Origin of the sequence: Microcystis sp. M20BS1 (assembly GCF_020245305.1) — a bacterium.
Taxonomy (GTDB): domain Bacteria; phylum Cyanobacteriota; class Cyanobacteriia; order Cyanobacteriales; family Microcystaceae; genus Microcystis; species Microcystis ichthyoblabe_A.
The window spans coordinates 1-11,844 of sequence record NZ_JADBUZ010000207.1 but is presented as its reverse complement, the minus strand read 5'-3'; the positions used below and the strand labels follow the sequence as shown (position 1 = coordinate 11,844).

16 protein-coding genes and 1 pseudogene are annotated in these 11,844 nt (G+C 43.4%); 9 read left to right on the top strand and 8 right to left on the bottom strand.

What is annotated here, in order from left to right; all coding sequences use genetic code 11:
• Nucleotides 1-559 precede the first annotated feature (559 nt).
• Entirely contained in the window at nt 560-964 is a 405-nt protein-coding gene (locus IM507_RS19955) for an endonuclease domain-containing protein (protein ID WP_287637595.1), read from the top strand.
• 155 nt (nt 965-1,119) lie between these two features.
• Here the strand turns inward: IM507_RS19955 and cobA are convergent, their stop codons facing one another.
• Genes cobA through cbiT form a run of 3 tightly spaced genes read right to left on the bottom strand, consistent with a single transcriptional unit; the run spans nt 1,120 to nt 4,241 of the window.
• The gene (cobA, locus tag IM507_RS19950) at nt 1,120-2,637 is read right to left on the bottom strand and encodes a uroporphyrinogen-III C-methyltransferase (RefSeq protein WP_287637594.1); all 1,518 of its coding nucleotides are present in this window, start codon (nt 2,635-2,637) and stop codon (nt 1,120-1,122) included.
• A gap of 53 nt (nt 2,638-2,690) precedes the next feature.
• Entirely contained in the window at nt 2,691-3,608 is a 918-nt protein-coding gene (locus IM507_RS19945) for a phosphatidate cytidylyltransferase (protein ID WP_043997242.1), read from the bottom strand.
• Nucleotides 3,609-3,650: 42 nt separating this feature from the next.
• Nucleotides 3,651-4,241 (bottom strand): precorrin-6Y C5,15-methyltransferase subunit CbiT, encoded by a 591-nt coding sequence (cbiT, locus tag IM507_RS19940; RefSeq protein ID WP_002732225.1) that lies wholly within the window; start codon nt 4,239-4,241, stop codon nt 3,651-3,653.
• Between the two features lie 646 nt (nt 4,242-4,887).
• Here cbiT and IM507_RS19935 point away from each other — a divergent pair.
• From IM507_RS19935 to IM507_RS19910, 6 genes and pseudogenes are all read left to right on the top strand, one after another.
• Nucleotides 4,888-5,652: a PD-(D/E)XK nuclease family protein gene (locus IM507_RS19935; RefSeq protein WP_069474052.1), complete on the top strand. Its 765-nt coding sequence runs from the start codon at nt 4,888-4,890 to the stop codon at nt 5,650-5,652.
• A gap of 97 nt (nt 5,653-5,749) precedes the next feature.
• A complete protein-coding gene (locus tag IM507_RS19930) occupies nt 5,750-6,439 on the top strand; it encodes a J domain-containing protein (RefSeq protein ID WP_287637592.1) in 690 nt (229 codons plus the stop codon).
• A gap of 257 nt (nt 6,440-6,696) precedes the next feature.
• Nucleotides 6,697-7,308 carry a DUF3611 family protein gene (locus IM507_RS19925; RefSeq protein WP_158202354.1) on the top strand — a complete coding sequence of 204 codons (612 nt, stop codon included), beginning with the start codon at nt 6,697-6,699 and terminating at the stop codon, nt 7,306-7,308.
• 2 nt (nt 7,309-7,310) lie between these two features.
• Complete coding sequence (locus IM507_RS19920) at nt 7,311-7,652, top strand: DUF565 domain-containing protein (protein WP_287637590.1); 342 nt, start codon at nt 7,311-7,313, stop codon at nt 7,650-7,652.
• A gap of 136 nt (nt 7,653-7,788) precedes the next feature.
• Nucleotides 7,789-8,127: pseudogene (locus IM507_RS19915) on the top strand (zinc ribbon domain-containing protein); the annotation flags it as partial.
• A 6-nt stretch (nt 8,128-8,133) separates the two neighbouring features.
• Entirely contained in the window at nt 8,134-9,681 is a 1,548-nt protein-coding gene (locus tag IM507_RS19910) for a mercuric reductase (protein WP_287637589.1), read from the top strand.
• Between the two features lie 163 nt (nt 9,682-9,844).
• Here the strand turns inward: IM507_RS19910 and IM507_RS19905 are convergent, their stop codons facing one another.
• The 4 genes from IM507_RS19905 to IM507_RS19890 all read right to left on the bottom strand — a co-directional run bounded on the left by IM507_RS19905 (nt 9,845) and on the right by IM507_RS19890 (nt 11,301).
• Nucleotides 9,845-10,243 (bottom strand): type II toxin-antitoxin system VapC family toxin, encoded by a 399-nt coding sequence (locus IM507_RS19905; RefSeq protein WP_081106832.1) that lies wholly within the window; start codon nt 10,241-10,243, stop codon nt 9,845-9,847.
• A 5-nt stretch (nt 10,244-10,248) separates the two neighbouring features.
• Nucleotides 10,249-10,536, bottom strand: a complete 288-nt coding sequence (locus IM507_RS19900; protein ID WP_002790029.1) for a hypothetical protein — start codon at nt 10,534-10,536, stop codon at nt 10,249-10,251.
• Nucleotides 10,537-10,894: 358 nt separating this feature from the next.
• On the bottom strand, nt 10,895-11,101 hold the full coding sequence (locus IM507_RS19895) for a type II toxin-antitoxin system HicA family toxin (RefSeq protein WP_002741035.1): 207 nt from the start codon (nt 11,099-11,101) through the stop codon (nt 10,895-10,897).
• A complete protein-coding gene (locus IM507_RS19890; protein ID WP_002734086.1) occupies nt 11,098-11,301 on the bottom strand; it encodes a type II toxin-antitoxin system HicB family antitoxin in 204 nt (67 codons plus the stop codon). Before IM507_RS19890 ends, IM507_RS19895 begins: the two co-directional genes overlap by 4 nt.
• A 63-nt stretch (nt 11,302-11,364) precedes the next feature.
• Between IM507_RS19890 and IM507_RS19885 the strand changes: the two genes are divergently transcribed.
• Together IM507_RS19885 and IM507_RS19880 are read left to right on the top strand one after the other, a co-directional pair.
• A complete protein-coding gene (locus IM507_RS19885; protein WP_154663885.1) occupies nt 11,365-11,511 on the top strand; it encodes a hypothetical protein in 147 nt (48 codons plus the stop codon).
• A 5-nt stretch (nt 11,512-11,516) separates the two neighbouring features.
• Nucleotides 11,517-11,639 (top strand): hypothetical protein, encoded by a 123-nt coding sequence (locus IM507_RS19880; protein ID WP_262382326.1) that lies wholly within the window; start codon nt 11,517-11,519, stop codon nt 11,637-11,639.
• Here the strand turns inward: IM507_RS19880 and IM507_RS19875 are convergent.
• The coding region (locus IM507_RS19875) for a hypothetical protein (RefSeq protein WP_287637588.1) at nt 11,633-11,844 on the bottom strand (212 nt) is incomplete at its 5' end. The two genes, IM507_RS19880 and IM507_RS19875, sit on opposite strands and share 7 nt — an antisense overlap.

Sequence of the window (11,844 nt, the reverse complement as noted above, 5' to 3'; positions counted from 1 at the left end):
CAACCAGTAAAAAGCCCCCCTTATCAAGGGGGGTTGGGGGGATCAAATTCAACCAGTAAAAAGCCCCCCTTATCAAGGGGGGTTGGGGGGATCAAATTCAACCAGTAAAAAGCCCCCCTTATCAAGGGGGGTTGGGGGGATTAAATTCAACCAGTAAAAAGCCCCCCTTATCAAGGGGGGTTGGGGGGATCAAACCTCAAAACTGCCCCCCAAAATTCCCCTGCTAACAGCAAAACTTATCAACAATAACACCTGATTTTTTAATAAAAAAACGCAATCGCTTTAAGTTTCATCCCCCCGCCTACGACTCCTTGATAAGGGATATTATAGCGGTTCTCACCCCTGGGTGGCACAGTTAAACCTTTGCTGATTAAGCTTTTCAACATTAATAATGTACCTCGTGCGAACAGAAAACGCTATATATGCTAAACTTATTAGTTGAAAAATAATCTTTCTTTTTTTAATAAATAAAACTGCAATCACGTTAAGTTTGATCCCCCCAACCCCCCTTGATAAGGGGGGCTAAGTACGGTAACATGACTAACCAGAAAGTAAGCTTATGCAATTAACCAATCATCATCATCTACCCTACAATCCCAAACTCGTAGAACGAGCCAAAGAACTCCGTAAAAATATGACCAAAGCTGAAAGAAAACTTTGGTATGAATACTTAAACAATTTTCAATATAGAGTTCATCGCCAAAGACCGATTGATCAATTTATTGTTGACTTTTATTGCCCCGAATTAAAATTAGTGATTGAAATTGATGGTGATAGTCATAATAGGGAAGATGCTCAGACCTATGACTTAGAAAGAACCCAAATTTTATCAGGTTATGGATTAACAGTAATCCGCTTTACTAATCAAGAAGTTTTGAGTAATTTTGAGGGAGTTTGTGGAGTAATTGGAAGTTTGATCCCCCCAACCCCCCTTGATAAGGGGGGCTTTGATCCCTCCTTATAAAGGGGCTTTGATCCTTCTTGATCAGGGGCTTTGATCCTTCTTGATCAGGGGCTTTGATCCCCCCAACCCCCCTTGATAAGGGGGGCTTTGATCCTTCTTGATAAGGGGCTTTGATTCTCCCAACCCCGGCTGCCGCAAATACGGCGCTGAAAATGTCAGGTATTACTCCACTCGATTAAAGCGCTAGTCAATCCTTCTAGGGTGTATTCTCGCGCCTCGATATCAACACGACCAAATAACTCTTGACAGGTTTTTGAAGTTTGCGGACCGATAGAAGCCAGACAAACTTTTTCTAATAGGGAATTAACCGATAATTCTGCCGTTTCTTGTCGCAATAACCGATAAAAATTCTGGACGGTTTTGGAACTAGCAAAGGTGACTATATCGACTTTCCCATCTCGAAACGCTTCCCAGATGCCACTATCCATGCGTGCCGGACATCCGGAATAATATGCGGCCACTTCCGTCACCTGACCAGCTTTGGCCGTTAATTCCTTAACTAATATGTCTCTGCCTCCCGTTTCCACGCGAGGAAAGAGGAATTTTTGCCCCTTAATCGGGTCGGGAAACTCGTTTACCAAAGCATCAGCGACAAAATCCCCCGGGATAAAATCCGCTTTTAATCCCCGTGAGTGCAAAACTTGGCTGGTTTTTTTGCCCACCACGGCGATTTTTACAGTCGCTAAAGCCCTAGCATCTTTTCCCCAAAATGTCAAGCGATCGAAGAAAAAATTAACAGCATTGGCAGAAGTTAAAATCAGCCAATCAAACTCTTTTAACTGAGCGATGGCATCGTCTAAACCTTGCCAACGGTCGGGGGGACGAATCTCTAAAGCGGGCATTTCCAGGACTTCTGCGCCTTGATTTTGCAAAATTTCGCTAAATTGACTCGTTTGCTCGGCGGCACGGGTAATAACAATAGTTTTACCGCCTAGGGGTGGGGGAGAGGACATAATCGCCAGATCCACAACTTGACCAATGACCATAATAGAGGGTGAGAGGGACACCCCGGCGGTTTGAGCGAGAATATTTTCTAAAGTGCCGCGCCAAATTTGTTGATCCTTGCGTCCCGCCTGGCGGATAATAGCGATCGAGTCGTGAATATTCCGCCCATTTTGGTATAATTTCTCGATAATTTGCCCTAAAGACTGACCGGCCATCAATAGCACAAGTGTATCAATTTTAGCTAAGGCTGACCAATCGAGAGACTCGGGATCGTGAGCGCTCAAGACCGCAAAACAGCGACTAATATCCTTTTCCGTCAGGGGAATTCCGGCCAATAAAGGAGCGGCTAAAGCGGAGGAAATACCGGTTATCAGTTCAAAATCACAGCCAGCCTGCTTTAGGGCCAACATTTCAGGATATACTCGCCCAAAAACCCCTGGATCACCACTTTTAAGCCGAATAACTCGTTTTCCCTCTTGACAATAATTAACCAGTATCCGATTAATCTGATTCTGCTCGGCCCCGGGTTGTCCCCCCCGTTTGCCCACATCGACTAAAACACAGGTTTTCGGCACTAGGGAGAAGATTTGACTATCCACTAGGGCATCGTACAGCAAAACCTCGGCCGTGGCTAAAATTGCTCGCGCTTGCAGGGTGAGAAAACTACTCTGACCGATTCCCGCACCGAGAAGATAAACTTTACCCCGGGGATGGACGACTGCTGACATAATCGCAAATTTGGGTTTAATCTTGAATTTAGCACTGGAGAAGAAACAAATTACTAACGCAACCAGGGCAGCAGTAAAGTGACGAAATAATATACTAGGGGAGCGGTGAAGACATAACTATCAGTGCGATCAAGGATACCACCGTGACCGGGGATTAACTGGCCGGAATCCTTGACCCCAGCATCGCGTTTCATCATCGATTCGGTTAAATCGCCCAATAAACTGACAATACCAATTAATAAGCCCAAAAATAAGCCCGTCAGCTGCCAATAGGGCCAATCTAAATACCAAGCACCCAAATCGGCCACCGCTATACTGCCTAAAATGCCAAAAAAGGAACCTTCCACGGTTTTTTTGGGACTAATCAGCGATAAACTGGTTTTCCCTAACCATTTTCCCATGATATAAGCTCCGATATCGGCGGCCCAAATACAACCGAAAGCTAGAAAAGTCACCGTCAAAGCGGCCGGGAATAATTTCGGTTCCATCCAGGATTCCGGCCAATATCCCATCAGGGGTAAGTTACTGGCCATAGCCACGGGACCACTTTCGGGAGAAAAACCGACGCGTAAACGAATCCAATAACTGGGTAAGTAACCACCGTAAAACAGACCGAGAATTGAGGTGGAAATGTCGGCAATTGTCGCCATTTTAGGCTGAAAGAGCAGATAAAAACAAATTAACGCTCCGGCCAGGGGAAACATGGCATCGGTGAGGGGGGCTGCCATAGTTGCCGTCAGTAGTAATAATTGGGAAACTACGAGAGTGGTTTTAGCGGCCGGTTCAATGCCTTTAGCGCGAACTAAGCGAAAATACTCTAATTGTCCCAAAAAGACGATAACACCGATGCCGAGGGTGAAATACCAACCCCCAACGATAATAATTCCCAGTGCGAAGGCAATAGCAAAAATAGCGCTGACAATGCGTGGCCAAGGCATGGTTAATCCAGAGAAATTAGGCGGCATTGTCATAATTATATAGATTAAGAAAACTTTATGGAAGGTTATCCCCAATTAAAGTTTATCGCCGCTCAGGATAAACATGGGATCAACGGCGGCAAAAACTTGGTGAATACCCCTAGTTTCTAGGCGATTTACTGCCGCTTGGACAATCTCGATATTACGGGCCTGTAAATTAGAAAAACCTTCGGAAAATTGATAGAGGGTTTCTAAATTATTGGCCGTAGCCACGATGCGGCCATTGGGTTTCAGGTATTGCCACACTTCTTGCAGGACCGATTTAATCGGTTTGCCGCCCTCGATACAGACGCGATCGGGTGCGAGGGATATATTGGGCAGACAATCGGGTGCGCTGCCTTCAAAAACGGTGACATTTTTTACCCCGAAGCGATCGCAATTACGGCGGATTAAACTGGCCACTTCTTCATCCCTTTCAATGGCAATAATCGGACTATTGGGGCATAATAAGCCAATTTCAACGGGAATAGTGCCGGTTCCTGCCCCTATATCCCAGAAAACCCCCCCATCACCTAACCGCAAAGCGGAAATCATCAATAATCTCACCTCGCGTTTACTCAGGGGAATCCCGGGCAAACGTTCAAACAATTCATCGGGAATACCGGGGGTTTTATATAACCAAGTCATGGGGGATCAATTATTGGGAAGCTTCACTACCAAGCATTATTATATAAGTCTGTCAAATTTTCTTTATTAAGTAAACAGGGACTTTTCTAGGCATAAAACCCTGATTATAGCTCTAAAAAGCTATTGTCTGTCATTAAGCTAAGACGTATTTTAACCCCCCGATCCTTAGATTAGGTCAATCTCTCCCAATCCCTTTACTGTTGCAAGAGTGCCACAGTGCCTCATCTCAACAAGCAATTTAAATAGGCGGGCAGCTTATCTTAATGATGAGATAGGAAGTTTTTGTTTTGGCGGGTCAGTCGTCGGTCGTTAACACCAAATTAGGTTACACTTCATCTTTATGGGAAAGGCTGTCATGATCCTTTTTCTTAAGCATAGATTGTCCTAATCAATTTCTTTTGGTATTGTCTATCAAATGTTACTAAATACTCTGGCTATTCAACCTTCCTAGCATCTGTCAGCCAAAAACTATAGACTAACTCCTGTTTTATCAACGATAACTCTAAGTAGCTGGTTATAATTAAATTAAAAATGGATTTTAGGTTCGATCCCCCCTGCCCCCTTTGATAATGGGGGTGCCGATCCCCCCTTAATCCCCCCTTAATAAGGGGGGCATCTGAAAGTTTTTAATACCTATCTAGTTATCATGTCTAATATCTATCGTCTTGCCCAGGGCCATTTAAACCTATTGGAAACCTGTCCACCGAGATTTCAAAAAGTCTATCTAGAGCAACTTAACACACCGGCTGACCCCGGGCAATTGGAGAGGCAAGAATGGGGCAGTCAGTTTCACCTATTATTACAGCAGCGGGAATTAGGGCTGCCAATCACGTCCCTATTACGCGAAAATGAACAGTTAGAACATTGTTTAACAGCCCTATTAAAGGCCGCCCCGGCAATTGCCCAAAATCCGGGAGAAGCTAATCGAGAAGCGGAACATTGTCGCAGTTTAACTGTGGGTAATTATTTATTAACGGTTATCTATGATTTAATTTTACTAGAGAGCGATCGAGCGGTAATTTTTGACTGGAAAACCTACTTAAAACCTATCGATGCCGACAAACTAGCCAAAAATTGGCAGACGAGACTTTATCTGTATGTGTTGGCAGAAACTTCTGCTTATCCTCCTGATAGTTTATCGATGACCTATTGGTTTGTGCAGTTACCCCGCAACCCCGAACAAATTACTTTTAACTATAACCAGAAACTACACCAACGGACAGGACGGGATTTACGCCGTTTATTGAAGGATCTCGATCGCTATCTATCAGCATACCAAAATGATTTAGTCGATTTTCCCCATCGTCCCGATTGTCAGCTTCATTGTCCCTATTATCTTACACAAGAGCGATCGGGTCAAATAGACTTACCCTCGATCGAGGATATCCCTGAAATCAATCCTTTTGTCTAAATCACTGATAACTGATCACTGATAACTGACAATTCCCCTTCTCTGCCGCGTTAACCATGATCGATAATAACAAAAGACAGATCGATCGCTTGCGCTCATGACCGGCAACCACTACCAAACCCTAGAAATCGGCCATAAATCGACCCCTGACGAGATTAAACGGGCCTATCGGCGTTTAGCCAGACAATTCCACCCCGATAGTCAAAACGATAGTGCCAGTCACGATAAAATCGTCGCTATTAACGCTGCCTACGAGATTCTAAGCGATCCGAGACTAAGAAAGGACTACGATAACCAACTAATCGCTAATTCTCCCGAAAAACGCGCCCAACGCACCGCCACCGCCCAGGCAAACTACCATCGTTACAAAGAAGCGGTCCAGGAAGACGAGTCCCTAGTCAAACAGTGGTATAACCAGACCTATAGCCCGATTAATCGCCTGATCGGTCAAATTATCCGGCCCCTCAAAGGTCAGATCGATCACCTATCCGCCGATCCCTTCGATGATCAGTTAATGGCTGTTTTTCAAGACTATCTAGAAACCTGTCGCCAAAATCTCGATCGAGCCAAAACCCTCTTTTCCCAACGGCCTAATCCTGCCAAAATGGCCAAAGTGGCCGCCTCTCTGTACTACTGTCTCAATCATCTCACTGACGGACTAGAAGAATTAGAAACCTTTACCCTTAACTACGACGATCGCTCTCTCCACACCGGTCAAGAAATGTTTCGCATGGCCCAGCGTTTACAGGTAGAAGCTAAACAGATAGCCAGTCAGTGCCAAAATTAGACCTCTTGTAAAAATCAAAAATTGTTGTTAGGGTGAGGATTCAGTAGCCAGTAGTCAGTAGTCAGGAGAATTAAGAATGAATAATAATCACTTAAATGGTCTATTTACAGATTTTAGGCAATTTAATCATTATTTTTGCCGTCTTTGAACCCTGAAAAATTAATTATGCCAGAGGTTTATTAAATCTCTAGCCATGGGCAAAAAAAAAGACGAAAATAGATCAAGACCAGATTTACCCAATCCCTAGCTTAACCCCGATGAGAGACAAACAATCAGAAATTACCAATATATCGACCACTAGAGATTCTGATCTTTATTCCTTGCCTCCAGCCGTCCAACGGGCCGCTAATATCCTTTTACGTCAGGGAAGAATCGGTTTTTGGACGCAGATTGTCCTAGGCGTAATTTCAGGGGTTTTATTACTCATTGCTACCGCTAGTTTATTAGGGACGAGACAACGCACTTCCGGTATTGAAATCGGTGTTTTATGTGCCATTGGTGGGGCTTGTTTCTTGGTAGTCGCCATTTTCTTTTCCTCTCGTTACATGAAAATTGCCCGTCAAATGTTGAGGGGAGATCAAGATAGTCGCCCGAAAAAATCCGATACTATTCAGTTAATCCGTCAGGGTTTAATCGCTAATATTATCGGGATGTTTTTAACGATTTTGGGGGCGCAAGCTTTAGCGGGAATCGTCTTAATTAAATCCCTCAATGTTCCTCAAGGTACTTTTAATGTTGCCTCTAACCCCAGTCAATTTGTTAATTCCGTTGACCTGTTAATTGTGCAGGCTAATACTAATACAATTCTCGCTCACTTTACCGGTATTGTTACCTCTTTGTGGCTTCTTAATCGTATTACTTCTAAATAAATATGACCATGCAACGCACCCGTTTAAGTACGCTGGCTAATGTCACCAGCATCCGGTTTAATAGCTTTTTTGGTAATCCTTGGCGGCGGATTTCCCTCCAGATAATTTGTGTTTTATTTGGAGTTTTTTCTGGTCAAGCAATTGTCACCACTGCCGGTCAAACTGCTCAATGGGATGTCACAGCTGCCGGTTTATTACTGCTGTTTACGGAGGCGACTAGCCGGATTGTTTACCGAAAAAGTTCCCAGGCTAAACCAGCACCAATTCTGCGAGAATCTCTCAATTTACTAAAAATTGGTATAACCTATAGTTTATTTCTAGAAGCCTTTAAAATCGGCTCTTAAATCGCCAATTGAAAAATAAAACGGACGACTCCTTAAGCGTTGACAGAGAAAGGCTCATCAGGTTTTGTCCGATTAATACGACAACAACTAACATAGAACCAAGAGACTTGCTCTACCAACTTGGTCAAGAGGGAAATTTATTGACTATAAACTACAGAATAAAGGCGGTTTATTGATGGAGATTGATAGATTTTTCCCTAGCTCTAAAACCTGTTCTCTTTGTCTCTATCAAATGTCTGATATGCCATTAGACGTTAGAAAATGGACTTGTCCAAGCTGTGGTACACATCACGATAGAGACGAAAATGCAGATAAAAAAATGAGAGCAGAAGGCATCAGAAAATTATTGGTCTCAGGAACTCGGACCACTGCTCAAAGAGGAGAAGTAAGTCAAAAAGGTGGATGTAAATCTGTCTTGAGGCATTCCCCTGTAAATTCCGAAGTCTTGACAACTGCGCCTAGGGAGTCAAGGTAGTTCACTATGTTTCAAAATAGCTCCAGTAAAGTTAATATTCTCCCCATGGACGAACATAATCAAAAATTAGTTAATTATGTTCATCCTGCCGATTGGCTCAATCCCCAACCCCAAGATTGTTATGATTTAGTCGTCATTGGTGCGGGTACTGCGGGTTTAGTCGTAGCGGCAGGGGCTGCGGGTTTAGATATAGGTTTAAAAGTGGCTTTAGTGGAAAAACATCTCATGGGGGGAGATTGCCTCAATTTCGGTTGTGTTCCTTCTAAATGTTTGATTCGTTCCTCTAGAATTATCGGGGAAATTGAGAAAGCCAAAAAATTAGGAATTAATACTGGGGATACTAGGGTAGATTTTGCCAGAGTCATGACCAGAATGCGGCAAATTCGCGCCGATATTAGCCATAATGATTCGGTGCAACGTTTCCAAAAACTAGGTATCGATGTCTTCTTGGGTAGCGCTCGTTTTTTAGGACAAAATGCCGTGGCAGTGGCGGGAAAAAATCTTGCTTATAAAAAAGCCGTTATTGCCACTGGTGCTAGGGCCTTTCATCCCGATATCCCCGGACTAAAAGAAGCGGGATTTTATACCAATGAAACAATTTTTTCCCTAACAGAATTACCTCCCCGATTAGCTGTTATCGGTGGCGGGCCGATTGGTTGTGAATTAGCCCAAGCTTTTCAACGGTTAGGCGCACAGGTGATTTTATTTCATAATCATTCCCATCTTTTGAATAAAGAAGACCCAGAAGCAGCCGAAATTATTGAGAATACTTTCCTGCGGGAAGGAATGCAATTAATTCTCTCTTGCCAAATTGAACGGGTGACAAAAAATGAGCGGGGTAAAACCATTGAATATACTAGCAACGGTCAAGGAGCAACTATCACCGTTGACGAGATTTTAGTCGCTGCCGGCCGGGAGCCTAATCTGTCAGGATTAAATTTAGAAGCGGTGGCCGTGGAATACGATACTCGTCGGGGAGTCAAAGTTAATGATTATCTGCAAACTACTAACCCGAAAATTTATGCGGCCGGTGATATCTGTATGGATTGGAAATTTACCCATGCCGCCGATGCAGCCGCCCGTATTGTGATTAAAAATACTCTCTTTTCTCCCTTCGGTTTCGGACGCTATAAGCTCAGTAATTTAGTTATGCCTTGGGTCACTTATACCGACCCAGAAATCGCCCATGTGGGTATGGATGAAACCCAAGCACAGACCAGGGGATTGGTCACTAATACTATTAAAATTCCTTTGAGTATAGTCGATCGAGCTATCACTGATGGCGAAACAGCAGGTTTTTTAAAAATTATTCACAAACAAGGTTCCGACCAAATTTTAGGAGCCACTATCGTCGCCTCCCACGCCGGTGAGATGATTTCCGAAATTACCACCGCTATGGTTGCTAAAATCGGACTGAGTAAACTCTCTACTGTTATTCATCCCTATCCCACCCAAGCGGAAGCGATTAAAAAGGCCGCCGATGCCTATCGTCGAACTCTCTTGACTCCTAATAGTAAAAAACTCTTGGAATTGTTGACTAAATTATCGCGTTAAAATCAATGATTGCCACCGGAGAACTGCGGCAGAACTTTGAACAATTCTGCCGGGAAGCAGCCGCACAGTTGGGAAACGCCCAATCCCTCACCGAACGGGGGTCGGGGGAATGACAAGAGTACCAGTTGGAGAAATACCAACCCCTGACGTAGCTCTGCCCTTTTTAGAATACAAGTAAACGGTGAAAACCTTCTTGCTCAAAATGACGATCGGTGGTTAATGCTTCATTAATATTGAACTGACGCATCAATAAAAAGCTAACTGCATCGCATAAAGAATAAGTCTTATCTTGCCGTGCCATCAATAGTTTGACCGCAGCACGATGCAAAGGCTCATCTATCCAAACTGTCTCGATATCTGGATTTTCTAGCAAATCGGTGATAAATTCTAGGGTAGCTAAACGCGGGTAATGGCGAACTTGAGCTAGAGCAACTAACTCTGCTAAAACGTAACTGTGGGTGATGCTTTTACCTGCACTATCTAACAATTGGACAGCTTCTTCATGTCCTGGTTGATCACGATAGACATAGCAAAGTAACCCAGAAGTATCGAGGAGTATCACCGATTTCATGTCTCCTCATGAGTATCTCCATACTCTCTCCCTAAGTCAGCATCAATGCTTTCATTATCTGCTCCTGTCGGATAGCCGCTAATTGAGCCAGCGTGCGCTCGAAAGCGTTGACGTGCTGCTTCTTTTTCCGCTTCCGTGCGTTGGTCTTTATTTTTGTTCAAGCGATACTGTCGCTCAAGGGAAGTTGTTACTAATTCTGACAGGTCGATACCTAATATTTTAGCTTGCTGTTGCAAGGCGGCATAGACTTCATCGCTCAATTCTAGGGTTAAGACTTGACTCATTTAGCTGTACCTTCATTGTGGCTATTGATTAGATTAATTTCTTTTTTAACTCTTTGACCATTATAACCTCGGACATCAGCTTGTCTCTTCACAGTAGCACTGTAGGGTGGGTTAGCGACAGCGTAACCCACCGCATATTAGAAAATTGATGGTGCGTTACATTAACATTAACGCACCCTACTGGACTGTTTCAACTAAAATAGGGCAATAGATTTCGGCTTAAAGTCTTAGATTATAGAATTTATAGCATTTTTCTAATACACCAAATTAGCTGAAACAAACCAGTAGGGTGGGTTAGTGACAGCGTAACCCACCGCATATTAGGAAATTGATGGTGCGTTACATTAACTACGAAAGCTTATAAGTCATCTTCCGATAATCGAGCTATTTTCATAATTGATTTTAAAGTTCCAATTTTTAAGTCCTGATTGCGGTGTACAGGAATAGATAGAATTTTATCTTCATCCTCCTTTTCATAAATATGGTGACTACTGGTAATTTTTTTGAGTATCCAACCTTTTTTTTCGACAATTTTACAGAGTTTTTTCCCTGATATTGATTTCATACAGCAATTTCAATCACTTCTGACCTAGATTCAGGTTGTTTGCTTTCATTGGCAACTTCTAACCAGCCTTGTATGGCATCTTGGAGGTTATCGACAACTTCGTCCATACTATCTCCTTCTGTTATACAACCGGGCAGAGCGGGAACTTCAGCCCAGTAACCGCCTTCTTCGGCTGGATGAATAATAGCTTTGATTTTCATCAGGTTCAGAATTTTTGAAAACTTATCTCTATATTTTAATATGAATATGGAAGTTGGGTTTCCTTGCGTCAACCCAACCTACAGGCGATGCGATCGCACTATCCCACCCAAGCGGAAGCGATTAAAAAGGCCGCCGATGCCTATCGTCGAACTCTCTTGACTCCTAATAGTAAAAAACTCTTGGAATTGTTGACTAAATTATCCCGTTAAAATCAATGATTGCCACTGGAGAACTGCGGCAGAACTTTGAACAATTCTGGCGGGAAGCAGCCGCACAGTTGGGAAAACCCCAATCCCTCACCGAACGGGGGTCGGGGAAATGGCAGGAATATCAATAAGCTTCTCCTTCATTAGTAGGGGAAATTTCTTCAGCCTCATCTTCAGTTTCGAGAGACATTTCTGCTGTCTGTTGGGCAAGTTCTTCAAAAATGTCAGTTTCTCTAGTTGTTATTGGTAAGGTATCTTCAACCTCAACCGCAGTTGGTTCAATCTCAGGGTACATTTCTCCTGTCTGTTGGGCAAGTTCTTCAAAAATGTCAGTTT

Bases quoted from the DNA above. Each gene is read 5' to 3' on its own strand.
- IM507_RS19900 (WP_002790029.1), bottom strand. From the start codon at position 10,536: ATGAGTCAAGTCTTAACCCTAGAATTGAGCGATGAAGTCTATGCCGCC.
- cbiT (WP_002732225.1), bottom strand. From the start codon at position 4,241: ATGACTTGGTTATATAAAACCCCCGGTATTCCCGATGAATTGTTTGAA.
- IM507_RS19910 (WP_287637589.1), top strand. From the start codon at position 8,134: ATGTTTCAAAATAGCTCCAGTAAAGTTAATATTCTCCCCATGGACGAA.
- IM507_RS19925 (WP_158202354.1), top strand. From the start codon at position 6,697: ATGAGAGACAAACAATCAGAAATTACCAATATATCGACCACTAGAGAT.
- IM507_RS19935 (WP_069474052.1), top strand. From the start codon at position 4,888: ATGTCTAATATCTATCGTCTTGCCCAGGGCCATTTAAACCTATTGGAA.
- IM507_RS19920 (WP_287637590.1), top strand. From the start codon at position 7,311: ATGACCATGCAACGCACCCGTTTAAGTACGCTGGCTAATGTCACCAGC.
- cobA (WP_287637594.1), bottom strand. From the start codon at position 2,637: ATGTCAGCAGTCGTCCATCCCCGGGGTAAAGTTTATCTTCTCGGTGCG.
- IM507_RS19955 (WP_287637595.1), top strand. From the start codon at position 560: ATGCAATTAACCAATCATCATCATCTACCCTACAATCCCAAACTCGTA.
- IM507_RS19930 (WP_287637592.1), top strand. From the start codon at position 5,750: ATGACCGGCAACCACTACCAAACCCTAGAAATCGGCCATAAATCGACC.
- IM507_RS19880 (WP_262382326.1), top strand. From the start codon at position 11,517: ATGATTGCCACTGGAGAACTGCGGCAGAACTTTGAACAATTCTGGCGG.
- IM507_RS19890 (WP_002734086.1), bottom strand. From the start codon at position 11,301: ATGAAAATCAAAGCTATTATTCATCCAGCCGAAGAAGGCGGTTACTGG.
- IM507_RS19945 (WP_043997242.1), bottom strand. From the start codon at position 3,608: ATGACAATGCCGCCTAATTTCTCTGGATTAACCATGCCTTGGCCACGC.
- IM507_RS19895 (WP_002741035.1), bottom strand. From the start codon at position 11,101: ATGAAATCAATATCAGGGAAAAAACTCTGTAAAATTGTCGAAAAAAAA.